This window comes from Mucilaginibacter sp. (genome assembly GCF_041663085.1).
In the GTDB taxonomy this organism is placed as follows: Bacteria; Bacteroidota; Bacteroidia; order Sphingobacteriales; family Sphingobacteriaceae; genus Mucilaginibacter.
In genome coordinates, this window is record NZ_JBAZRC010000069.1 from 1 (window position 1) to 22,508 (window position 22,508).

21 protein-coding genes and 1 tRNA gene are annotated in these 22,508 nt (G+C 43.0%); 6 read left to right on the forward strand and 16 right to left on the reverse strand.

Annotation, left to right across the window (positions count from 1 at the left end):
• Together WC615_RS13515 and WC615_RS13520 are read left to right on the forward strand one after the other, a co-directional pair.
• Positions 1 to 2,629: valine--tRNA ligase (locus WC615_RS13515; RefSeq protein WP_372978622.1), on the forward strand; the 2,629-nt coding region annotated here is incomplete at its 5' end.
• Between the two features lie 108 nt (positions 2,630 to 2,737).
• Positions 2,738 to 4,570 carry an ATP-binding protein gene (locus WC615_RS13520; protein WP_372978623.1) on the forward strand — a complete coding sequence of 611 codons (1,833 nt, stop codon included), beginning with the start codon at positions 2,738 to 2,740 and terminating at the stop codon, positions 4,568 to 4,570.
• 3 nt (positions 4,571 to 4,573) lie between these two features.
• Here the strand turns inward: WC615_RS13520 and WC615_RS13525 are convergent, their stop codons facing one another.
• Positions 4,574 to 5,032: a type I restriction enzyme HsdR N-terminal domain-containing protein gene (locus WC615_RS13525; RefSeq protein ID WP_191177582.1), complete on the reverse strand. Its 459-nt coding sequence runs from the start codon at positions 5,030 to 5,032 to the stop codon at positions 4,574 to 4,576.
• A 136-nt stretch (positions 5,033 to 5,168) separates the two neighbouring features.
• Between WC615_RS13525 and holA the strand changes: the two genes are divergently transcribed.
• Positions 5,169 to 6,194 (forward strand): DNA polymerase III subunit delta, encoded by a 1,026-nt coding sequence (gene holA, locus WC615_RS13530; RefSeq protein WP_372978624.1) that lies wholly within the window; start codon positions 5,169 to 5,171, stop codon positions 6,192 to 6,194.
• A gap of 13 nt (positions 6,195 to 6,207) precedes the next feature.
• On the opposite strand, the gene WC615_RS13535 is transcribed toward holA, so the two are convergent.
• Entirely contained in the window at positions 6,208 to 7,167 is a 960-nt protein-coding gene (locus tag WC615_RS13535) for a PAS domain-containing protein (protein ID WP_372978625.1), read from the reverse strand.
• 172 nt (positions 7,168 to 7,339) lie between these two features.
• Between WC615_RS13535 and WC615_RS13540 the strand changes: the two genes are divergently transcribed.
• Complete coding sequence (locus WC615_RS13540) at positions 7,340 to 7,747, forward strand: EVE domain-containing protein (protein WP_372978626.1); 408 nt, start codon at positions 7,340 to 7,342, stop codon at positions 7,745 to 7,747.
• Between the two features lie 83 nt (positions 7,748 to 7,830).
• Here WC615_RS13540 and WC615_RS13545 read toward each other — a convergent pair whose 3' ends face one another.
• The 8 genes from WC615_RS13545 to WC615_RS13580 form a co-directional block, all read right to left on the reverse strand.
• Positions 7,831 to 8,349: an O-acetyl-ADP-ribose deacetylase gene (locus WC615_RS13545; protein ID WP_372978627.1), complete on the reverse strand. Its 519-nt coding sequence runs from the start codon at positions 8,347 to 8,349 to the stop codon at positions 7,831 to 7,833.
• A gap of 42 nt (positions 8,350 to 8,391) precedes the next feature.
• Positions 8,392 to 8,913, reverse strand: a complete 522-nt coding sequence (locus WC615_RS13550) for an acyl-CoA thioesterase (RefSeq protein WP_067058106.1) — start codon at positions 8,911 to 8,913, stop codon at positions 8,392 to 8,394.
• Between the two features lie 68 nt (positions 8,914 to 8,981).
• Positions 8,982 to 9,119 carry a hypothetical protein gene (locus tag WC615_RS13555; RefSeq protein WP_372978628.1) on the reverse strand — a complete coding sequence of 46 codons (138 nt, stop codon included), beginning with the start codon at positions 9,117 to 9,119 and terminating at the stop codon, positions 8,982 to 8,984.
• Positions 9,120 to 9,162: 43 nt separating this feature from the next.
• Positions 9,163 to 10,425: a DUF5103 domain-containing protein gene (locus WC615_RS13560; RefSeq protein WP_372978629.1), complete on the reverse strand. Its 1,263-nt coding sequence runs from the start codon at positions 10,423 to 10,425 to the stop codon at positions 9,163 to 9,165.
• 41 nt (positions 10,426 to 10,466) lie between these two features.
• Positions 10,467 to 11,642 carry an aspartyl protease family protein gene (locus WC615_RS13565; protein WP_372978630.1) on the reverse strand — a complete coding sequence of 392 codons (1,176 nt, stop codon included), beginning with the start codon at positions 11,640 to 11,642 and terminating at the stop codon, positions 10,467 to 10,469.
• A gap of 195 nt (positions 11,643 to 11,837) precedes the next feature.
• Positions 11,838 to 12,380 carry an adenylate kinase gene (locus WC615_RS13570; protein WP_372978631.1) on the reverse strand — a complete coding sequence of 181 codons (543 nt, stop codon included), beginning with the start codon at positions 12,378 to 12,380 and terminating at the stop codon, positions 11,838 to 11,840.
• A gap of 59 nt (positions 12,381 to 12,439) precedes the next feature.
• Positions 12,440 to 14,362, reverse strand: a complete 1,923-nt coding sequence (locus WC615_RS13575; RefSeq protein ID WP_372978632.1) for an ABC-F family ATP-binding cassette domain-containing protein — start codon at positions 14,360 to 14,362, stop codon at positions 12,440 to 12,442.
• 104 nt (positions 14,363 to 14,466) lie between these two features.
• Positions 14,467 to 15,228 carry a GDSL-type esterase/lipase family protein gene (locus WC615_RS13580; protein WP_372978633.1) on the reverse strand — a complete coding sequence of 254 codons (762 nt, stop codon included), beginning with the start codon at positions 15,226 to 15,228 and terminating at the stop codon, positions 14,467 to 14,469.
• Between the two features lie 122 nt (positions 15,229 to 15,350).
• On the opposite strand from WC615_RS13580, the gene WC615_RS13585 reads away from it, so the two are divergent.
• Positions 15,351 to 16,388 carry a quinone-dependent dihydroorotate dehydrogenase gene (locus tag WC615_RS13585; RefSeq protein ID WP_372978634.1) on the forward strand — a complete coding sequence of 346 codons (1,038 nt, stop codon included), beginning with the start codon at positions 15,351 to 15,353 and terminating at the stop codon, positions 16,386 to 16,388.
• A 156-nt stretch (positions 16,389 to 16,544) separates the two neighbouring features.
• Here WC615_RS13585 and WC615_RS13590 read toward each other — a convergent pair whose 3' ends face one another.
• The 3 genes from WC615_RS13590 to WC615_RS13600 all read right to left on the reverse strand — a co-directional run bounded on the left by WC615_RS13590 (position 16,545) and on the right by WC615_RS13600 (position 17,619).
• Entirely contained in the window at positions 16,545 to 16,721 is a 177-nt protein-coding gene (locus WC615_RS13590) for a spore protein (protein WP_067058092.1), read from the reverse strand.
• Between the two features lie 30 nt (positions 16,722 to 16,751).
• Positions 16,752 to 16,822, reverse strand: a tRNA-Cys gene (locus tag WC615_RS13595).
• 47 nt (positions 16,823 to 16,869) lie between these two features.
• Positions 16,870 to 17,619 carry a TrmH family RNA methyltransferase gene (locus WC615_RS13600; RefSeq protein WP_372978635.1) on the reverse strand — a complete coding sequence of 250 codons (750 nt, stop codon included), beginning with the start codon at positions 17,617 to 17,619 and terminating at the stop codon, positions 16,870 to 16,872.
• Here WC615_RS13600 and WC615_RS13605 point away from each other — a divergent pair.
• Positions 17,610 to 20,003 (forward strand): BamA/TamA family outer membrane protein, encoded by a 2,394-nt coding sequence (locus WC615_RS13605; RefSeq protein ID WP_372978636.1) that lies wholly within the window; start codon positions 17,610 to 17,612, stop codon positions 20,001 to 20,003. The genes WC615_RS13600 and WC615_RS13605 overlap by 10 nt on opposite strands.
• Before the next feature lie 98 nt (positions 20,004 to 20,101).
• Here WC615_RS13605 and WC615_RS13610 read toward each other — a convergent pair whose 3' ends face one another.
• From WC615_RS13610 to hppD, 3 genes are all read right to left on the reverse strand, one after another.
• A complete protein-coding gene (locus tag WC615_RS13610; protein WP_372978637.1) occupies positions 20,102 to 20,641 on the reverse strand; it encodes a hypothetical protein in 540 nt (179 codons plus the stop codon).
• Between the two features lie 38 nt (positions 20,642 to 20,679).
• A complete protein-coding gene (locus tag WC615_RS13615; RefSeq protein WP_372978638.1) occupies positions 20,680 to 21,177 on the reverse strand; it encodes a TspO/MBR family protein in 498 nt (165 codons plus the stop codon).
• A gap of 117 nt (positions 21,178 to 21,294) precedes the next feature.
• A complete protein-coding gene (gene hppD / locus WC615_RS13620) occupies positions 21,295 to 22,419 on the reverse strand; it encodes a 4-hydroxyphenylpyruvate dioxygenase (RefSeq protein ID WP_372978639.1) in 1,125 nt (374 codons plus the stop codon).
• Positions 22,420 to 22,508: the final 89 nt, after the last annotated feature.

Here is a 22,508-nt window from a genome sequence, read left to right on the forward strand (position 1 = left end):
AAAAACCTATTCGCCCACTGCAGCCGAAGAAAAATGGTATAGTTACTGGTTAAAACACAACTTTTTCAGATCAGTACCTGACCATCGTGAACCTTACACCATCGTTATCCCTCCGCCAAACGTAACAGGTGTGCTGCACATGGGCCATATGTTAAACAATACCATACAGGATGTACTGATACGCCGCGCCCGTATGAAAGGCAAAAATGCCTGCTGGGTACCGGGTACCGACCACGCCAGTATAGCCACCGAAGCAAAGGTTGTAGCCATGCTTAAAGAGCGCGGTATCAACAAAAAAGACCTGAGCCGCGAAGAGTTTTTAAGCTACGCCTGGGAATGGAAGGAAAAATATGGCGGTATCATCCTGGAGCAGCTGAAGAAACTGGGCGCCTCATGCGATTGGGAACGTACCAAATTCACGATGGACGAAGACATGAGCGAATCTGTTATAGATTACTTCGTTCATCTGCATAAAAAAGGCTGGATCTACCGTGGGGTACGCATGGTAAACTGGGACCCGCAGGGTAAAACCGCTGTAAGCGACGAAGAGGTTATTCGTAAAGAGGTAAATCAGAAACTTTATTATATAAATTATAAGGTATCGGGCGAAAATGGTTATCTAACCATCGCAACCACCCGCCCTGAAACTATTATGGCCGATGCAGCTATCTGTATCAACCCTAATGACGAGCGTTACACACACCTGCACGGAAAAAAGGTATTTATCCCGCTAATAAACCGCGAGATCCCGGTGATACTGGACGAGTACGTAACCATGGATTTTGGTACCGGTTGCTTAAAAGTTACCCCGGCGCATGATCTGAATGATTATGAGCTTGGCCAGAAACATAAGCTGCAGATCATCGATATATTAAATGATGATGCCACGCTGAACGAGAAGGCTCAGATATTGGTGGGTGAAGACCGTTTCATAGCGCGTAAAAAAATAGCCGTGCTTTTAGAAGAAGCCGGCGCACTCGAAAAAACAGAGGATTATACCTCGCAGATAGGCTATAGCGAGCGCACTAACGCCGCTATCGAGCCAAAGCTATCTATGCAATGGTTTTGCAAAATGCCCGAACTGGCCAAACCCGCTTTAGAGTATGTATTGAATGGTGATGTAAAACTCATCCCCGAGAAATTTATCAACACCTACCGCCACTGGATGGAGAACGTGAGGGACTGGAACATCAGCCGCCAGCTTTGGTGGGGCCAGCAGATCCCGGCGTATTATATGCCAAACGGCGATTTTGTAGTAGCCAAAACAAAAGAAGAAGCATTAGCCGAGGCGCATAAAATTGATGCATCGCTAACCATAGATCAGCTTACCCAGGACGAAGACGTACTGGATACCTGGTTCTCATCTGGCTTGTGGCCAATATCGGTTTTTGATGGCGTGCGTAACCCGGATAATGCCGAAATAAACTATTACTACCCAACAAATGACCTGGTTACCGCGCCCGAGATCCTGTTCTTCTGGGTGGCCAGGATGATCATGGCAGGGCATGAACTGCGCGAGACTAAGCCGTTCACTAACGTTTACCTTACCGGTATTGTTAGGGATAAGCTTGGCCGCAAAATGTCGAAATCGTTGGGTAACTCACCCGATCCGCTTGACCTGATCGCAAAATACGGTGCCGATGGGGTACGCGTAGGTATGCTGCTTTGCTCGCCTGCGGGTAATGATTTGATGTTCGATGAAAAATACTGCGAGCAGGGAAGTGGTTTCGCCAATAAAATATGGAACGCCTTTAAACTGGTAAAAGGTTGGGAAATTGACGAGAGCATCACTCCCAAAAATGCAGTAGCTATTGAGTGGTTTGCAAGCCGCTTTAGCCAGGCTTTGGTTGAGATTGACAGCGATTTTACCCAATATCGCCTATCTGAAGCGTTAATGACCACCTACAAACTGGTATGGGACGATTTTTGCGCCTGGTACCTGGAGATGGTAAAACCTGCCTACCAGCAAGGGGTTGAAAAGCAAAAGATAGATGCCGAAACCTTTAACGCTACCGTTGCATTTTTTGAGGATATTTTAAAAGTACTGCATCCGTATATGCCGTTCCTTACTGAGGAGCTTTGGCACGACGAATTATTTGGTACGCGTACCGAATTGGATTGTTGCATTGTTGCACAATTGCCAGCTATCGGGAAAATAAATACCCAGCTTGTTGCCGAGATCGAGATAGTTCAGCAAGTGGTAACACAAATTCGTAATACGCGCAACAGTAACCAGTTGTCGCCAAAAGAGGCGTTGCCGCTGGCGGTAAAAGCAAATTCGGCCATTGATTATAACCAGTACGAGCCCATTATAAAACAACTGGGTAATGTTACCGAATTGACTAAGGTTGATGATGCTGTAACCGGCGCAAACAGCTTTATTGCGGGTACTGACGAGTTTTTTGTATCACTGAATATAGAAATTGATGTTGTTGCCGAGCGCGAGCGCCTGGAAAAAGAACGCGATTATTTGATAGGATTCTTAAAATCGGTAAACGCCAAATTAGGGAACGAACGTTTTATGGCAAATGCCAAGCCCGAGGTAGTGGAGAACGAACTGAAAAAGAAGGCCGACGCAGAAGCCCGGTTAAAGATAGTTGAAGATAACTTGCGCGGGTTGGCAGGCTAATTGTATAATGTTAGGGTATTTATTATCAAATAGTAACATATTGTGTATATTATACCACTGTTTATTATTATTTAATTTACCTAACATTTAATACCGGCACGCAAACAAGTGAATTTTTTTAATTTTTCGATTAACAAAATACTCAGGCGCGAACTGTCAATTCTTGACCAGGCACGCATCCGTTTGCTATATTATGGTTTATTGCTTGCAACTATTGGCTTAGGCGCTTTGTTTTTAAGCGTTTACCTGCAAGACCTGCACGTAATGACCATCACCTGCACCACGGTATTAGTAGCAGTATTGGCGCTGTTTAAATATCTTACCTATAAGCCGCACTGGCACACTATATCGCATTTACTGCTAATAATTGGTACAATAGTTAACCTGGCTACCGTATTTGCTATACTACAGGATGTAAATATTATAACTATACAAATTATAATATTGGTGATAGTATTTAGCTTTTACATGCTTGGGCAAAACTGGGGCATGTTTTACTCATTGCTAAATTTACTGCCTGTTTTAATATTTATGGTGATGCAGTATGACCATAATTACTTTATTGAGTTTAAGCCCGAGAAGGCCGATCAATCAACTACCATAATTGCGGTATTTGCCAATTTTATACTCATTATATTTATCCATAGCCACTTTTACAGCGCGTTTTTAAAGAGCATAAAGCAGCTTAAAGATAACGGCGAAGAACAAACCGCATTAAATATCAAATTTGAAAGGGCTATAGAAAAAGCCGAAAAATCATCGCAGGTACAATCCGAATTCTTGTCTACCATGTCACATGAGATCCGTACGCCATTAAACGCGGTTATCGGGATGAGTAACCTGCTGCTGATGAACAACCCTCGGCAGGATCAGAGCGAGAACCTGGAGATATTGAAGTTTTCGGCCAATAACCTGCTGGCTATTGTAAATGATGTGCTGGATTTTAATAAGATAGAATCGGGTAAGGTGGTGTTCGAAAAGATAAAATTTAACCTGGTTGACCTGATGCAAAATATTTGCGGCGGGCAAATCATCAAAGCCGAAGAAAAAGGCCTGTTGTTTAAACTGGATATTGATAGCACGCTTAGAAGGAAAGTAATATTTGGCGACCCAACCCGCCTTACACAGATCATATTTAACCTGGTTAGCAACGCTATAAAATTCACATCGCAAGGCAGTGTGTGGGTAAGGGTAACTTGTTTGGAAGACCGCCATAATAACATTACGGTGGGCTTTTCTGTAAAAGATACGGGGATAGGTATTAAAAAGGAAAACCTCGAAACCATTTTTGAGCCTTTTACTCAGGAATCTATCACCACAACACGACAGTATGGTGGTACAGGTTTGGGGTTGGCCATTGTTAAACGCCTGTTGGAATTGCAATCTATCCAAATGTACGTGAGCAGTAACGTTGGTGAAGGATCGGAGTTTTCTTTTAATATGGAGTTCCCGGTATCTACCGAAGTTATTGCACAGCCAAAAGAACGATTAGCAATGCCTCAGCAGCAACGAAATCATAATGAGGAGCAGCAACCGGTTATAGCCGAAATTGAGGACCCGGGCAGCAGCCTGCGTGTTTTAATAGCCGAGGATAATCCGGTTAACGTGATGCTGATGAAAAAGCTGTTCTCTAAATGGAAGATTGTACCAACCATAGCCGAAAATGGCGAACGCGCTGTGGAGATTGTGCAGTACGGTAATTTTGATATTATTTTGATGGACCTGCAAATGCCGGTGATGAATGGGTTTGACGCCTCGATGGAGATACGGAAAATGACTGACCCGGCTAAATCTAATATCCCTATCATTGCTTTAACGGCATCTGCTTTGTTTGATATTCGCGACCAGGTGACCAATGCCGGTATGAATGATTATGTTGCGAAGCCGTTTAAACCGGATGAACTGATGGAAAAGATCCAAAATCTAATAGCTACTGTTTAACAGCTAAAGCTCCCTGTATCCCGGTAATTCCTCTATAAATTTATAACTCGCTGTTGCATGATCTATGCTGCAATAATAATGCTGCAAGCCGTTGCTTACCGCCATTAGTTGCACCTTATGAACCATATTGTAACGAGCCGCCTGATCGAAAGTAGCTTGCGTAATGGCAACAGATGGCGCTTTACATTCTACCAGTAGAATGCGCTGGCCCGCCGAATTGAACACCACTATATCGGTACGTTTGGCCATGCCGTGCAGCTTCAATCCCCCTTCTAATTTTATTAATGCTTTTGGGTATTGCTTATGGCCAATAAGGTATTGCACAAAATGCTGACGTACCCATTCTTCGGGGGTAATAATGATGTTTTTTTTTCGCAGTTCATCAAATACAGTAAGCTGTCCGTTTTGTTCGGTCAATTTAAAAGGGTATGGCGGTAAATTAAGCGGAAGTAATAAGTCCATGCAAATTCAAAAGTAACTTAAATTCAAAATTAAAAAGTCAAAATTCAAAAATGCTCTTTCAACAATGCATGTTTATTACTTTATATTCTACAAAATAAGGTTTTTGACTTTTTACTTTTTACTTTTGACTTAACCCATGGCTACTGCTCCTGATATTATAAAAGATCTTAAAAACCGCAAGTATAAACCCATATACCTGCTGCACGGCGAGGAGCCTTACTATATTGACCTGGTAAGCGATTACATTGAGCATAACCTTTTATCTGACGCCGAGAAGGGGTTTAATCAAACAATATTATACGGTAAGGATACTGATGTGATGACAGCTATAAACGCCTCAAAACGTTACCCTATGATGAGCGATTACCAGGTGGTAATGGTAAAAGAAGCGCATGATATGAAATGGGGGCGCGATGATGACGATAAAAAAAGCATCAACCCCATATTAAGCTACCTGGAAAACCCGCTGCAAAGTACCATACTGGTTTTTTGCTATAAATACGGCAAGTTTGATAAGCGCAAAAAAACTTATAAGGCTATTGAAAAAAACGGGTTGATATTTGAATCGGCGGCTTTGTATGATAGCAAGATCCCCGGTTGGATAGAAGGGTACGTAGCCGATAAAAAATATAAGATAAGCCCGCAGGCTGCCGCAATGTTATCTGAGTACCTGGGTAACGATCTGTCAAAAATAGCCAACGAACTGGATAAGCTGATGCTAAACATCAGTGCCGGGCAAGAGATAACCCTGCAGCTGATACAGGATAACATTGGCATCAGTAAAGAATATAATGTTTTTGAGCTGCAGGCCGCTATCACCAAAAAAGATGCCTATAAGGTTAACCAGATAGTGAATTACTTTGAGGCTAACCCTAAAGCCAACCCCATAGTGCTGGTTTTAGGCAACCTGAACAACTTTTTCAGTAAGGTGCTTGCCTATCATTACGTAAAAGATAAAACCCCTCAAAACCTGGCGAGGGAGCTTGGAGTTAGTCCGTATTTTTTGAAGGATTACGAACAGGCCGCTCGTGGTTACAATTTAGGCAAAACCTTCCAGGTGATAAGTTACCTGCGTGAGTACGACCTTAAAAGCAAGGGGGTAGAGTCAAACACCGACCACGGTGGTTTGATGAAGGAGCTGATGTTTAAGATACTGCATTAACAGCTGCCTATAACTATTTCAAGGTTTTTTCTACCCGGGTATTGATCTCTTTTATCCGGTTATCTAATTCCGTAGCGCTTTGTTTCAGCATTTTTATGGGCTGTACCATATGTTCATTATCGCAAGGTAAGCCCTCCAGCGAATTGATGATCCCCATTATATTGGCCAGCGGTTTGCGTATAATATGCGAGTTGATGTAAGCTATCTGGTCAAGGCTTTCGTTTTTCAGGTTTATCTGCTCCTCGCCATGCTTTTGGCTTGTAATATCCTGGAAATATACGGCAAGCCCATCTGCACCCGGGTAAACGGTAAAACAAACCCATTTTTTTAACTGAACAATATGCTCCTCAAACTTTATGGTTGCTTTATATTCTAACGATTTTTTGAATTGCTTAAAAACATTTAGTTCGCGGTAGTAGGGGTATAGCTCCCAAAGCTTTTTGTTCAGTACGGTTTGTTTATTTATAGATAATATCCGCGCCGCTTCTTTATTCCAATAGGTTACCCGCAGTTTGCGATCGAGTGTTATAAAACCATCGGTAATACTCTCCAGCGTTTCGTTTATTCTGTCCAGGGCTTCAATAAGCTTAGCGTCTTTTTGCTTTTGCTGCGTAATATCATGAATGATGACCATGCGGCAATAGAAGCCATTAAAAACAACATTATACGAAGTAATATTTACATGGATAAACCTGCCATTTTTTTTGATGTGAGTAAGTTCTTTTTTAATGGTTTGGCTGTGCTTTATCCGTTTAATAAGGTTAAGCATCTCCTGTTGCTCGTGTACCGGGCGGATGTTGGAAAGCTTTATCTTGTTCAGAAACTCATCGCGGGTGTAACCGTAATGTTTTATAGCGGCCTCATTTACTTCTTTAAATTGCAGGGTGTCCACTTCAACAATCCACATTGGGTTGGGGTTATTGTGAAATAGCACAATAAAGCTTGCATCATCATTACTGATATGTAAAGGCATAAGTTGTTTTTCGGGTACAAATGTTGATGATACAATTATATATAATATGATGTTAAGATTAGCTATAAATTAGATATTTTCGTTATAAGAAAACGGGTGCTTAAACTCGTGTTGCCTTGTCTGTATTTCGTTGATAATTCCTAATTTGCGGCACTATTTAAGTACACATTATATGAATCATTGGTTAGTAAAATCAGAGCCTGTAAAATATAGCTGGGAGAAATTCAACAAAGAAGGCCGCACCTTTTGGGATGGCGTTCGTAACTATCAGGCACGCAATAATCTAAAGTTGATGAAAGCCGGCGACCTGGTAATGTGGTACCATAGCAACGAGGGTAAAGAAATAGTAGGTATTGCACGGGTTGTAAAAGAATTTTACCAGGACCCTACCACCGAAGACCCCAATTGGGTAGTAGTTGACCTTGAACCTGTAGAAAGCCTGAAAAAACCAATAAGCCTTGAGCAAATAAAAGCCGACGAACGCCTGAAAGATATCGGGCTGGTTAGGCAGGGGCGACTTTCTGTAATGGCATTAAAAGCCGAGGAATTTGACAGGATCTTAGAACTGGCTGCACAGTAGGCTTTCCCGATTTTTTTAAGTGCTTCCAGGTATTAATTTAATTTTGTGTGTGAGCTTGGGTAATGATGGTAATATACTGCAACTTATGATAATAAGCCGGCATAATACTGGTAGTTCCCGTCATCAAAACAAATAAAGAATACTTCATTAACATACTGATTGGTATGTAAAAAATCATTCACAGTTTTTAGGGCTATCTGCGCCGCCTGGTCTTTCGGAAAGCGGTATACGCCGGTACTGATATTTGGGAACGCAATGGTTTCCAGATTATTTGCCACCGCAATGTTTAAGGAATTGGTATAGCAATTAGCGAGCAGTTGCGACTCGTTATTTTTGCCACCGTTCCACACCGGGCCAACGGTATGTATTACATGTTTTGCGGGTAGCTTACCGCCTGTGGTTATCACAGCCTGGCCGGTTTTACAGCTGCCCTGCCTGTCGATTATTTTAAGGCACTCTTCCAATATTTGTTTTCCGCCAGCACGGTGAATGGCGCCATCAACACCGCCGCCGCCCATCAGGCTGCTGTTGGCTGCATTTACAATAGCATCAACATGTAGTTTGGTAATATCACCCTGCTGAAGTTTTATTCGCTTATCCATATCAGGATAACCTGTTAGCTTTGTAAGATGTTTTAAGAGAAGTTATTTCTGTTCGCCAAAAAATAATGCTTTTAGTTCGGTAGCATCATCGGGTTTCATTTTGCCGCCCAGTATCAACCTTAATTGGCGGCGGCGTAGTGCGCCTTCATAAAGCTCAATTTCCTGGTCGGTTTCTGGTAACATTGGCGGCACGGGGATAGTGCGGCCGTTTTGATCTAAAGCTACAAAGGTATAATAAGCCTCGTTGCTTTTTACCTTGGTGCCCGATGGTATGTTTTGTGCGTAAACATCAAGCCTAACCTCAACAGAGGTAGTAAAAGCGCGTGATACTTTGGCTTCGATGGTAATTACATCACCAAGTTTTATAGGATGCTGAAAGGATACATTATCTACAGAGGCGGTTACCACAATGCGGTTGCAATGCTTTTGTGCCGATATGGCTGCTGCAATATCCATCCAGTGCAATAAACGGCCCCCCATTAAATTATTAAGGGTATTGGTATCATTGGGTAATACCAGTTCGTTCATGATCGTAAATGATTCCTGGGGCGATTTTCCTTTCATACTGCAAAGATAAACTTTAAGCGGAAAGTATTACTTCAAAAAGCCTGTATACAAAGGTTTTGTGCTTGTTACTTCTTAGCCATGGCCATTTTGGTAGCCTTGCCATCTTTAACACCAATTTTCATGATATCCTTGCCAAACTGGTAAGCTAAGAAGGTGATAGCGATAATAGCGCCTGCTGAGATCTTTTTTGCTGTTCTGCTCATGTTTTAAATCAGTTAGATTATGGTACGGTTAGCTTATTACAAATTATTGTTTGGCAGAACTTAAAAGATTGTAACCCACCAATTGCTCATACCGCGAGCCTACCTGGCGGTAGTAAACCAGCAGCTGGTATTCGTTCTCGGTCTCAAAGTAATTGCCTTCTAAAAGGATATCATCGGGCTGTTTGGTGGCATTGCTTACCCAAATGTACTGGTAATCATATACGCCCTGTTTAAGCAGCAGGTCGGTATACCAGCGGCCGCGGCTATCAAAAGTTAGCTTGCTGTTATCGTCCAGCTTATAATCATTAAACTGGCCAACAATATAGGGTGTACCATCTGCTTCAGATTTATTGGATGCCAGGCTAAAATACATGTGCGCGTAATCGGCATCACGACGCGGGTCGCTGCCATCCTGGTTCAGGATGTAAAATTTACCATCAAGATCATACAGCAAAGTATAATTGGGCAGGTTACGGTTTGGGTCGCCAAGCAGCATAACGGTATTGGCAGTATCCTTGTATATTTTGGATATTCGTTCGGAGTTTAGCTTGAGCGTACGGGTATCAAAATGCCTGAACTCGTTACGGCCGGCAAAATCGTTAATGTTTACATCGTTATAAACCAGTTGTGTACCGCGGATGTAGGTTGGCTTATTGTTCATGATGCCGGTTTCGGGCCGGGCATTTTGCATCAAAAAAGCGCGGATATCGGTATTAGGGTTTTGAACAGGTAGGCCGGTATAATCAATAGTGAAGTTTACCTTTTGGTTGGTGCGCCTTGCTGCTACGTTGTTTGATGTGATGATATTGGCGCTTACCGATACCCGTTTGCCAACTATGTAAAGCCTGCGGGTTAGTATCAGTTTTGTAGGGTCGCTATCTTCATAAACCTTCAGGATGTAGTTGCCCGATATTTTGGGGATGATATTGCGGTTAGGGATTTTAACCTCGTAATGCGTATATTTTTGGAACGTTGCCGATGAGTAGTAGTAATCGTTAATGCGGTCGTCGGTAAAGCTTTCCAGGTATTCGGCAGGCGACAGGTTTGATGGCTTCCAGGTGGCATCGCAATGCTGAATGGTGTAATTAAAAGTACGGCTACCGCCGCTCAGGTCGTCAAAACCCAGGGTTACCGTTTCGCCGCTGCCCAGATCAATTACCGGGAAGGATGCCTGCTTTTTTGAATTGAAAAACTCCACGCTTTTTATCTCGTGCCGGTAAACGCTGTTATCAAACGGTGGGGTTTGGGCAAAGCAAGTTATGCCGGCTAAAAAACAAACAATAAAAAGGCATGCTGATTTTTTCATCCGTGCAAGATAATAAACAATTGTACTTGAAAACAAGGTTACTACTCTTTATCGATCTTTAGTTTGCGCTCCTGTCCGTCGGTTGCTTTAAGGGTGACTACCGCGGTTTGTTTATCGCCAAGTATAGGGCCGCCATCCATCAGTTGACAAAGCGTTAAATTCGATAGGTCTTTACCGTCAACAGCCATGATCTGTTCACCGGGTTTAACTTTGCCCATGCCTTTTTGCCATACCAACCCAACTATCAGCTTGCCATCAGCAAAAGTTGGCTGAAAAGGCCATTGCTTATTATCAGGCGCATTCGCGTCGTTTTTAGCATCGAAATAAAATTTACCGTTGATGAAATCGAGTGTTACATCGCCATAATCAAGTAGTTTGGTGCCTATACCGGGGATGCCGCCCTTGTTGGTTTCGGTAACCAAATTATCAAAGCGTGCGCTGCCGATATTAATAAAAGGAATCTTTAACAGGTATTTATCGGCACTGGCTTGCAAACCAATTTCGCCAATGGTGGTTGCGCCAAAACCTTTTGATGCTACGTCGTATGATTTGTATTTAGCCAATTGTTGCATGAGGTCATCGCTAAACCTTAAAAAGCCGTTATCGCCGGTATCAAAACCAAGGGTTAAGCTAACCTTATTGTTCAACAGTATTTTTATTTGCGGGTCGCTCTGCTGGTTTTTATTGGCATTGGTAATAAGCGGTACGCTGTGCTTTTTGTTGAGCACGAGTTTATTGGGCTGGTCGGTAATAATGATAAGGTGCTTGTCGCTCACCAGTTTCACTGCCGATTGGCGCAATATGTTGCTGCCAATAACACCGTCAATACCAAAACAGTTATACCAATCGGGGAAGAGTGTTATAGCCGGGATGCCGGTAAATGTAACATCACCAAGTTTTATACTATCAAGCTTTACAGCGCTTCCCGACGTTGTTGCACCAGTTACATCTGTAAAATCGCCTTTATGTATTTCTGTTAGCTGTAATTCAGCTAATAGTTTTGGACTGACGGCTACAGGCGCGCCGGTATCAAAAAGGAATTTGTGCTGTTTGCCTTTAATGCTAACCTGTACAAACATTTTACCGTTAACCATTTCATAAGGTAGTTCGGTGTAGTATTTACTTGTTGAGGGCCCTCCCTGGTTTAATGAGATAGGTTGTGAGTGGGTAAAAGTACAGGCGGATAATAAGCAGCACAATATGGCAATATGTTTCATTTATGGCAGGGTTATGCGCTAAAATTAAACAAAAAAGGCAGCTGTTAGAAAAAAGTCATGTCATGCCGAATTAATTTCGGCATCCCTCATGCAATGTATATTATTAAAAAAATTGCCACCCGTCCTGTGAGATCCCGAAATAAATTCGGGATGACGGGTTTGGTTTTACCACGAGCTGAAAGCTCGCGGCAGCAACTATTTAATATTTCGCAGTTTATCCATGATCAGATCGATCCTTTCAGCACCTGAGGTATCGCCTTCAATTTTAAGAACTGGGCAATTTACTTTGCTTAACCAAAGCTGATGCACAGCAAGGTTTCTGCCATTTGTTGTATTATCATCATAACCTTTGGCCCAATCCGTGAATTTTTTATACTGATCGCCCCTGAATGGATCGGTAAATATCTGGTCGCCATACCGTTCAACCTCACGGTTGTGCAGCCGCTGCATTCTTATATCGTGTGGGATGTATAAAAATACAACCAGGTCAAACATCGTAAGCCATTCATCCCCCCAACTTACCAGCGAGCCGCCTACTATAGCATCCGGTTTACCCAGTAAATCGGCTTTAAGCATCGCTATTCTATCAGCGGGTTCTCTTTTTGTAGTATAAGGCACGGCAGATGGCAGCCAGAAGTACTCGTCGGTATCAAAATAGGTGTAATTAAGATGCTGCGCCAATGCCCTGCCCAATGTGGTTGAGCCGGCGCAAGAGGCACCCATAACGTGTATTTTCATATTGGCGGTAAACAAAAAAGGGCAGTTGCTTAGCAACTGCCCTGGTTATTTAAAGTTTTTTATCCTTCCAGTTCCATTATCTGTTCGGCGAGTGCTTCCCAGCGTGCCTGGTTTTCTCTCAGCTCCAATTTTTTTAACTGGTAGCCGTCGGTTAATTGCTGTAGCTTTTCGGCCTGGTTGTAAATGCTATCGTCGGCTAACTGGGTTTCCAATTGTTTTACATCTTTTTCTAAAGCCGATATATGCTCTTCCATTTTGGCTAAATCCTGGTTAAGTTTTTTTAGCTGCTGGGTTTTGTTTTCAGTTTGCGGCTGCTTAGCAGGCTCCGGCTTTTTCTCTTCTTTTTTTGGTTGAGGGGCAGGCGCTTCCACCTTTGGATCTAACTTGCGTTTAGCGTTCCACTCATCATACTCGGCGTAGGTACCCGGGTATTGTTTGATTTTTTGGTTTTCGATAAACCAGATCTTGTTGGCTACATTATCAAGGAAATACCTATCGTGCGATACTACGATAACCGTACCCTCGTACTGCTGCAATGCCTGGATCAATATGTTTACCGAAGCCATGTCCAAGTGGTTGGTAGGCTCATCCAGTACCAGGAAGTTGGCATCGGCTGTTAACGCTTTTGCAAGCGCCACACGCGATTTTTCACCACCTGATAATACCTTGATCTTCTTGAACACATCATCACCGGTAAATAAAAACGAACCTAATATAGAGCGCAGCTCAGTATCGGTATGTTTTGGGGCGAATGATTGCAGCTCCTGTAATATCTGGTGCTCTAAATGCAGGCTCTCTAACTGGTGCTGTGCAAAGAAAGTTTGCGTTACGTTATGGCCGGTAACGGCAGTGCCTTCAAACTCTTTATCAGCACCGGCTACAATACGCAGCAGGGTTGATTTACCTTTACCGTTGGCGCCTATCAGAGCAATTTTATCGCCTTTTTCTATGATCGCTTCGGCATCATCTAAAATATCAATTGCAGGATATTTTTTGGTGATATGCTCCAAGGTACATACGTGGCGGCCCGATTGCTTGCTGAAACGGAAACTGAAGTTAACCTCAGGGTTATCATCATCCACATCATCAACACGCTCCAGTTTATCAAGCATTTTGATACGCGATTGCGCCATTTTTGCTTTTGATGCCTTTGCACGGAAACGCTCAATTAAACGTTCCTCTTGCTTTATTTTTGATTGCTGGTTCTTGAACTCACCACGCTGAACTTCGGCCCTTAAGGCTTTTTCTTCCAGGTAGAAAGTATAGTTACCGGCATAAACATTCAGTTTCCCTTTGCGCGATTCAACCGTACGGTTAATAACCTTATCAAGGAACCACCTATCGTGCGATACAATGATGATAGCGCCGTTAAAGGCCTTCAAATAATCCTCCAGCCATTGAATAGACGGTAAGTCTAAGTGGTTAGTAGGCTCATCCAGTAACAATATATCAGGTGCCTGTAAAAGGATCTTGGCAAGCATCACGCGCATCCGCCATCCTCCCGAAAAAGTACTTAGCTTGCGCTGGCAATCAGCCTCGCTAAAACCAAGGCCGGCTAAAATTTCGTGTGCTTTATATTCAATATTGTAACCATCCAGCAGTTCAAACTCGTGCTGTTTGTCGCTTAATTTATGCAGCAGGTCTTCAGTATAGTCTGTTTCCAGCTTTTTAAGAAGCACCTCTATCTCGTCGTGCAGCTGGTTTTGGCGCTCAAAGGCCTCCATGGCAACATGCACAATGTTTTTATCTGATGAGTAAGATAGCAAGTCCTGATTAAGGTAACCCATGGTAAGGTCCTTAGCCATTGATATGGTGCCCGATGTAGGTTTGTAATCGCCAACAATGATTTTTAACAGCGTGGTTTTACCTGTACCGTTAGCGCCAATTAAACCAATTTTTTCGCCGGGTTTAATATGCCAGTTGGCTTCATCATATAAGGCGCGCGCACCAATCTCGAACGTAAGGTTATTTATAGCTATCATTTGGCCGCAAAGATACGCTTTTGAGACCAAGCCTCAAAAGTGAGATTAGCGTTTAGCGATCAGAGATCAGCGTTTGTGACGTTAATATGCTAATTAACTAAGCACTAACCCTTAATCACTTCCATCCAGCCCTGTGCCATCAGTTTTGCACCGGCAAGGCTTGGATGCACGCCATCAAGTGTCCAATAGGTAGCGGGGGCGAATTTTAGCGCGTTGTTAAATATGGTTTGATAGGGAATAAACGGCAGGTCATACTCTGCTGCAATATCGCGGGCTGCTTTACGGAAAAGATCGAAAGTTGGGTACCACTTCTCGTCGACAGATTTGGTGCCTATCATGGCAAAGGGTTCGCCAATAATGATCTTTACACCCGGCAGGGCCGCTTTGGTGCGGTCTAAAAGTTTTTTGTAATCGGTTATATAAGTTTCAATAGTGCCGGTGTAACCGCCGCCAAGGGTATGCCAAAAATCGTTTACACCAATATGGATGCTGAGTACGGTTGGCTTTAGGGCAAGGGTATCCGTATCCCACCTGTCGGCCAGTTGATATACTTTATTGCCGCCCACCCCCTTGTTGTAGATCTGCAGGTTTTTCGGCGCGTATTTTTCAAGTAACTCTGCAGCAGTTAGCAAAACATAGCTATTGCCCAGCGCGCTGTTATCATTCGGTGTGGTTTTATTATGATCGCGGCCCCAGTCGGTGATCGAATCGCCCTGGAAAAGGATCACATCATTATCTTTCAGTTGTGCCTTTTTACTGCCAAAGCTATTAGCCGAAGCCGATACGATCTGCGGGATGCTGATAGCTGCCGCAGCGCCCACAGCGGTGGTTTTTATAAAATTACGGCGGGAGTTATTATTGTTCATACTGGTGTTGGTTATAGCGGGTTGCAAATTATTACCTGTGCCTAAAGTACAAAATGTAAATTATGCCAATGCTTAATTGTTAAAAGTTGATGCGTAATTGTTAAAAACGGTAAATTCGCGCCATGTATCAATTGCTTAAACCCCTGCTGTTTCAGTTCGACCCGGAGAACGTACATTATTTTGTAACCCGTAACCTTAAGCGGTTTAACCGTTTCCCCGGCGGGGCAGCATTAAGTAAAGCTATTTGGGGCACAGATGATAAACGCCTTGAGCGTGAAGTTTTTGGCCTTAAATTTAAAAACCCGGTTGGCCTTGCCGCCGGTTTTGATAAAAATGCCGAACTGATAAGCGAAATGGGTAACCTGGGTTTCGGCTTTGTTGAAGTAGGTACAGTAACCCCGCTACCACAGCCGGGCAACCCCAAGCCAAGGATGTTTCGACTGCCGGCAGATGCCGCGCTGATAAACCGTATGGGCTTTAATAATTTGGGTGTTGATGTGGCGGCCGAGCGCATTGCTGCTTATCGTAAAAGCCTTAAGCCGGGGCAGCAGGCATTAATTGTAGGGGGCAACATCGGCAAGAATAAGGTTACGCCTAATGAGGATGCCGTAAGCGATTACATTAAATGTTTCGACAGGCTTTTTAATGTGGTTGATTATTTTGTGGTGAACGTAAGCTCGCCCAATACCCCCGGCCTGCGCGAGCTGCAGGAAAAAGAGCCGCTGATGAACCTTTTAAACACTTTACAGCAACGCAATAGCAAGAATGGTATAAGCAGGCCTATCCTGTTAAAAATAGCACCAGATCTTACCAATGAGCAATTAGACGACATTGCCGACATCGTAAAACAAACCGGCATAGCGGGTATCATCGCCACAAACACAACCATTAGCCGGGATGGCCTTACATCAGCCCATAAAGAGGAAGCCGGCGGATTGAGTGGCAAACCCTTAACCAAGCGATCAACAGAAGTTATTGCTTATTTGCACAAAGCATCGGGCGGGGCATTCCCTATAATAGGCGTGGGGGGCATCCATTCGGCAGAAGACGCGATGGAGAAATTAGCGGCTGGCGCATCATTGGTGCAATTATATACCGGTTTTATTTACGAAGGGCCGGGGTTGATAGGGAGGATAAATAATAAAATCCTTCATTCGTAGAGACGCGATACTTCGCGTCTCCTTTAGGGCGGTAAAGACCATTGATTAAGTATAGCTCGTTAAAGACGCGAAGTATCGCATCTCTACAATAAACAACCCCACAAAAAAAGGCACACCTATCGGTACGCCTTTAAATTTCTTTTTAAAAAAGAAGGATTATTTGCCTGAAGCAGCAATAGCTAAAACAGCATTGTTTTTTGCTATCTGGCTATCTTTTTTCTCTGCAGAACGGCTGCCTAACTCAATGTTAGTAGCTAATTTCAAAAACTGAACTTCTAAACGTGAAGTAGTTTTGTTCCTTCTATCTTTTCTTTTTAAACGAGTAACGCCCATGACTTTTTATTTTAAATGTTTTTAACCTTGAGGTCGGGAGCGGATTCGAACCGCTGTAGGAGGTTTTGCAGACCTCTGCCTAGCCACTCGGCCACCCGACCATTTTTAAAGGATTGCAAAAATAGTAATTATTTATTGGCAATCAATTTTATTTGTAGCTTTTTGCAGTAAGTTCTGAACAACATATAGCGGTGGCTATCGCCACGTTCAATGATTCGGCCTTACCAATGCGCGGAATAGTGATGGCTTTGGTCACTAATTGCTGAATATCAGGGCGTATGCCGTTGCCTTCGTTGCCCATTACCAGCAGCCCTTCGGTGCCAAAATTTGTTGAATAAATGTTATTGCCGTTTAATAAAGTACCAAAAACAGGTAGTTTTGCCGCCGATATTAAACCCGCCAGGTTGGTATAAGTAACGTTTACCCGCGCTAACGAACCCATGGTTGCCTGTACTACTTTGGGGTTATAGGCGTCCACCGTATCTTCGGAGCAGATGATATTGGTGACGCCAAACCAATCGGCCGTGCGGATAATAGTGCCCAGGTTGCCGGGATCCTGCACGCCATCGAGCACCAAACTAAACTTATTTTTCAGTGTTATGTGGTTTAGGTCGCCCCATTGCGGTATATTAACCGTAGCAATGGCATCGGCCGGATTTTTTAAAGCGCTCACCTTTTGCAGGTCGTTTAAAGAAATCTCCTGAAAGTTTATTTTTCGGGATAATTTAAGCAATTTTGGGGCGATATCAGGCGTGTGATATATGGTATGGATTTGATAATCAGAATCAATAAATTCAGTTATCGATTTGTATCCTTCTACCATAAATAAACCATGTTCCCTGCGAAACTTTTTATGTTGTAAGGACGTTAGTAAACTGATCTGTGATTTTGAAAGCATATAATATACCCGGGCATTTACGTCTTGCAATATTAAGTATTTTGGTGGTTATTATTGGCACCGGCTGTAGTGTTACACGCGGGCTAAAAGATAACCAGGCCATTGTGCGCAAAGTTACCATTAAAGGCGTTGATAAAGAATTTGCAGAAGAATCCCTCAATTATATTGATAAAGAGCAACAACCCAACAACTGGCTTAACCTGCAATTTTATTACTTGTTTAGCAATAAAGGCAAACGTAAAATAGGTGAAACCCCCGCCATATTGGATAGTAACCTGGTTGAGTTTTCGCGCCTGCAGATCCAAAAATACCTGGTTAACAAAGGTTTTCTGAAAGCTAAAGTAGCCGACTCGATAGTGGTTAAAAAGAAAAAAGCCCAGCTCGTATTTACAGCTACTGAAGGCCCGCTTTTTAAAGTGCGTAATTTTAGGGATAGCATTGCCGACCCCAAAGTGCAGGCATTATACCGCAGTACACGAAAGCAATATACACACCTTAATAAAGGTAGCCGCTTTGATACGGATAGTCTTGCTTACGATCGCGACCAGTTTTACCAGGTGATGAAACGTAATGGTTACTTCGATTTTTACCGCCAGTATATCAATTACCTGCCCGATTCGAGCTATAACAAAAGCGTGGTTGATGTGGTAATGACCATTGATAACCCCGAGGGCAAAAAAGAACACCCTATTTATACCATCAATAATACCTTAATTACTATTGCCCGTAGTAACGGCCGCACCAACGGCAAGGCCGACACCATACAAGTAGATACGCAATTCAGATTTGTTGATTTTTCTGGCAGGTTTAAACCCCGTACGGCTACCGACTACGTTTTTCAGCGTAAAGGTGAACTGTATGACCTTGATAAGCAAACCCTGACAACCACGCGCCTGTCTGAGTTGAACGTGTTCAGAAATGTGCCCAACCCTACCTATGAGAAATTATCTGACAGTACCAACCGCCTGAATACAAAAATAGATATAGTGCCCCTTAAACGGATGACAGACCGCGTTGAGGCCGAATTTTTGTTTAACCAGGGGCGCTTTGGTTATAACCTGGGCAACACGTTTACCAACCGTAATATTTTTAAGCAGGCCGCTATTTTACAGGTTAAACTTAACTGGAGCATTTTGTTCGATAACGGTAACTCGGCAGTAAACGATGGAATCCAGAACCAGGATTTCAGGGCGGGGGTAAGCCTTATCTACCCAAGGTTGTTATTACCCTTTAAATTCCCTAACCTGGCCAAATTTGGGGTGCCGCATACCACGTTTTCAACCAACTACCAGCTATTTTATCAAAAAGGATTAGTGGAGCGTAAAAGCTTTATCAACTCCATTACGTACGACTTTTTTGAAACGGCCCGTAAACAACACTCTGTAACACCTATTAATATCGAGTTCTCCAGCGGTAGTATTGACCCTGTTGCCAGGGAGGAATTGTTAAGGCAAAACCGTTATTCGTACGTGTACTTAATTGGCCGCAAAACTTTTACATTAGGTAGCCAATATACCTTTCAATACAATGCTAATGAGTTAAACTCCTACAAAAACTTCATCTATTTCAGAGGAGGATTAGACCTTGGCGGCGGCATACTTAGCCTGCTTAGTAAAGCATTTAATGCTCCAAAAGATACCCTTGGCCAGCGCACCTTATTTGGTTTCGCCTTTTCGCAATACGTAAAAACTGAGATTGATTACCGCTGGTATCGCAGCCTTGGCGGCGAAAAACAACTCATATTTCGCTTTAACCCCGGTATAGGTATCCCTTACGGTAATAGCGACCAGCTAATATTTGAAAAGAATTTTTATACCGGTGGCGCTAATGATATCCGTGCATGGTTGCCGCGTACCCTTGGCCCCGGGCAGTTTAACCGTGCCAGTTATGGTACTGATGGCAGGGCCGATACCACCCGTGCCCGCTTAAAATACCTCGATCAGTTTGGTGAGATAAAAATGGTGGCCAACCTCGAGTATCGGTATAAGCTTGTTGATAATTTCTTTGGAGCTAAACTAAAAGGGGCAATGTTTATTGACGCCGGTAATGTTTGGCGTTTGCATAAAACGGCTGATAACCCTAACGGTGAGTTTAAGTTCAATAACATACTGCAATCGACTGCAATAGGTATAGGTACGGGTTTAAGGTTCGATCTGGGCTTCTTTATCTTTAGACTGGATGCTGCCTTTAAATTTAAAGACCCGCAGTTAAGCGGATCAGACCAGTGGGTGTTCATTAAGCACTTTGGCGAAGTATTTGGTAACGGCAGCTTTAAAGAGGCTTACCTCAGGAATAACAAAACAGGTATTGATGCAAGCGGTAAAGTACTGGGCGATGGTTACAGCTTTATGCAGCTTAACTTTGGTATAGGGTTGCCGTTTTAGGACAGCAAGCCGCACGTCGGTTTAGTCCGGAAAAAGACTGCATACCTGTACCCAGCCTGCTTAATGTTGTTGCTGAAACACCAACAACGGCGAAGACTCTAACTCGCAAATAATCCTTTCAACCCGTCTATAATACTCTGGAAGAATGTTGGTATGCTTAGGCCATTACTATGGTTAAAGTACAGGAATATGCAGAAGATGATGAGCGCGATAATAATAAAGCGTTTAAACAGATACCCCAATAGTATCAACCCTAACGGGATAGATATAAGCAATATCCAGCTTATTTTAACCGGGGTAAGCTTGCTGTCGTGCCTGTAAACATAATATAGCATAGAGTGCGTGCCATTATCATTTTCGTGGCGGGCGTACACAAACATCGATTTGTCCAACTTATGCCTGTAAAAAGCGGTGCCTTTATCAAACGTTAACTGTTCGGTAAAGCCGTTTACACTAAAAGTGAAACTACCGTTCACATTTTCCTGGATGTTTTTGGCGGTATCTACCGCTACAATAGCTATCTCGTCTTTAGCAAAAGGATTTTCTTTTACTACAAAGTGATTGATGGAAATGGTATCCGCAAAGCTAAAAGCGGTAGCGGCTATAAACAGTAAGCAGGTAAAGAATATTCTTTTCATTTTGGGCACGTAAACGTGCAATAAAAATAGTGTTTTTCTTATTTGTTAAGCACACAAATACTAATGTTTAACAAAGTAGCATAGCTAACCCACAAAAGGTAAGGAACCAGTAACCAAGCTGCAGTTTTACTAAACCGGTTAAACCATGATATATTAAGGATAATGGCAACCAGCATGGTAACAATAATAAAAAGCCCGCCCAGAATTTGGTGCATGCCAAAAAACACTATCGACCATGAAAAGTTAAGCGCCAGTTGTATAACGTAAATTATAGCAGCCGTTTTATAGGTTGATGACCCATCCCTAAGTTTCCAGATTAGGTATGCCGAAACGGCTATAAGGATGTAAAGCGTAGTCCATGCTAAGGGGAAAAGCCAATTAGGCGGGGTAAAGGATGGTTTGTTTAAAGTAATATACCAGATTTTAATTTCGGGCCGGGTAAAAATAGATGCCACTACGCCAATAGTCAGCGTAATTAAAAGGCTTATGGTAAATGCTAACGGTTGGAATTTAGTGCTGGCTAAATTGCTTCTCATAATCTGTTATAAAACTATTTATACTAAAATGTTTAACCGAGATATGATGTTTTATAAAGATACACAAAAAAGCCGGACAAATTTGCCCGGCTTTACTGTTAGTTTTTTCAAATTTTATTACAGATTTCCTCTTAGTTCCTGTTCGCGCTCAATGGCTTCAAACAAGGCCTTAAAGTTACCCGCACCGAATGATTTTGCACCCTTGCGCTGTATGATCTCGAAAAACAGGGTGGGGCGGTCTTCAACCGGTTTGGTGAATATCTGTAACAGGTAACCCTCATCGTCGCGGTCAACCAGGATGCCAAGTTTTTTTAGCGGCTCCAGGTCTTCGTCAATTTTACCTACGCGGTCGGTAAGCTCGTCGTAATAAGTTGTAGGTACGGTTAAAAACTCAACGCCGCGGCTTTGCAGGTCGGTAACGGTTTTAACAATATCGGCAGTGGCCAATGCCAGATGCTGCACACCTTCGCCCTCATAAAACTCCAGGTATTCTTCAATCTGGCTTTTCTTTTTACCCTCGGCAGGCTCATTTATCGGGAACTTTACATAACCGTTGCCGTTGCTCATTACCTTGCTCATCAGGGCCGAGTACTCGGTCGAGATCATCTTATCATCAAACGTGAGGATGTTGCGGAAACCCATAATATCCTCATAAAAGTTAACCCATTTATCCATTTTATGCCAGCCCACATTACCTACGCAATGGTCTACATACAGCAAACCTGCAACAGGCGGCTGGTATGTGGTTTGCAAGGCTTTATAACCCGGCAGGAACGGGCCGCTGTAGTTTTTACGTTCGATGAACAGGTGAACCGTTTCGCCGTAAAGTTTTATACCGCTGGTACGCACTTCGCCATGCTCGTCGGTAATGGTTTGCGGCTGCTGGTATGGCTCGGCACCACGCTTTGTAGTTTGCTCAAAAGCATCGTAAGCATCATCAACCCAAAGGGCAAGTACCTTTACACCGTCGCCATGCTTTTTAATATGCTCGGCAATAGGATGGTCGGAGTGCAGCGGGGTGGTCAATACCAAACGGATCTTACCTTGTTGCAAAACGTATGATGCACGGTCGCGTACGCCAGTTTCAGGGCCCGAATAAGCCAAATCCTGAAACCCGAAAGCGGTTTTATAATAATGGGCGGCCTGTTTGGCGTTACCCACATAAAATTCAACATAATCGGTACCGTTAAGCGGCAAAAAATCTGTGGTGGTTGGTTTTGTATCTAATGTTAATGTTTCCATTGTTTATTTAATTAGTGATTTAGTGAGTTAGCGAATAGTGATTGCCGCCCCCAAATCCTATGTCTTAATTCTTGTGTCTTACTGTCTTA

Coding starts and splice junctions, on each gene's coding strand:
- WC615_RS13525 (WP_191177582.1), bottom strand. CDS start 5,032: ATGGACTTATTACTTCCGCTTAATTTACCGCCATACCCTTTTAAATTG.
- holA (WP_372978624.1), top strand. CDS start 5,169: ATGGCTACTGCTCCTGATATTATAAAAGATCTTAAAAACCGCAAGTAT.
- WC615_RS13535 (WP_372978625.1), bottom strand. CDS start 7,167: ATGCCTTTACATATCAGTAATGATGATGCAAGCTTTATTGTGCTATTT.
- WC615_RS13540 (WP_372978626.1), top strand. CDS start 7,340: ATGAATCATTGGTTAGTAAAATCAGAGCCTGTAAAATATAGCTGGGAG.
- WC615_RS13545 (WP_372978627.1), bottom strand. CDS start 8,349: ATGGATAAGCGAATAAAACTTCAGCAGGGTGATATTACCAAACTACAT.
- WC615_RS13550 (WP_067058106.1), bottom strand. CDS start 8,913: ATGAAAGGAAAATCGCCCCAGGAATCATTTACGATCATGAACGAACTG.
- WC615_RS13555 (WP_372978628.1), bottom strand. CDS start 9,119: ATGAGCAGAACAGCAAAAAAGATCTCAGCAGGCGCTATTATCGCTATC.
- WC615_RS13560 (WP_372978629.1), bottom strand. CDS start 10,425: ATGAAAAAATCAGCATGCCTTTTTATTGTTTGTTTTTTAGCCGGCATA.
- WC615_RS13565 (WP_372978630.1), bottom strand. CDS start 11,642: ATGAAACATATTGCCATATTGTGCTGCTTATTATCCGCCTGTACTTTT.
- WC615_RS13570 (WP_372978631.1), bottom strand. CDS start 12,380: ATGAAAATACACGTTATGGGTGCCTCTTGCGCCGGCTCAACCACATTG.
- WC615_RS13575 (WP_372978632.1), bottom strand. CDS start 14,362: ATGATAGCTATAAATAACCTTACGTTCGAGATTGGTGCGCGCGCCTTA.
- WC615_RS13580 (WP_372978633.1), bottom strand. CDS start 15,228: ATGAACAATAATAACTCCCGCCGTAATTTTATAAAAACCACCGCTGTG.
- WC615_RS13585 (WP_372978634.1), top strand. CDS start 15,351: ATGTATCAATTGCTTAAACCCCTGCTGTTTCAGTTCGACCCGGAGAAC.
- WC615_RS13590 (WP_067058092.1), bottom strand. CDS start 16,721: ATGGGCGTTACTCGTTTAAAAAGAAAAGATAGAAGGAACAAAACTACT.
- WC615_RS13600 (WP_372978635.1), bottom strand. CDS start 17,619: ATGCTTTCAAAATCACAGATCAGTTTACTAACGTCCTTACAACATAAA.
- WC615_RS13610 (WP_372978637.1), bottom strand. CDS start 20,641: ATGAAAAGAATATTCTTTACCTGCTTACTGTTTATAGCCGCTACCGCT.
- WC615_RS13615 (WP_372978638.1), bottom strand. CDS start 21,177: ATGAGAAGCAATTTAGCCAGCACTAAATTCCAACCGTTAGCATTTACC.
- hppD (WP_372978639.1), bottom strand. CDS start 22,419: ATGGAAACATTAACATTAGATACAAAACCAACCACCACAGATTTTTTG.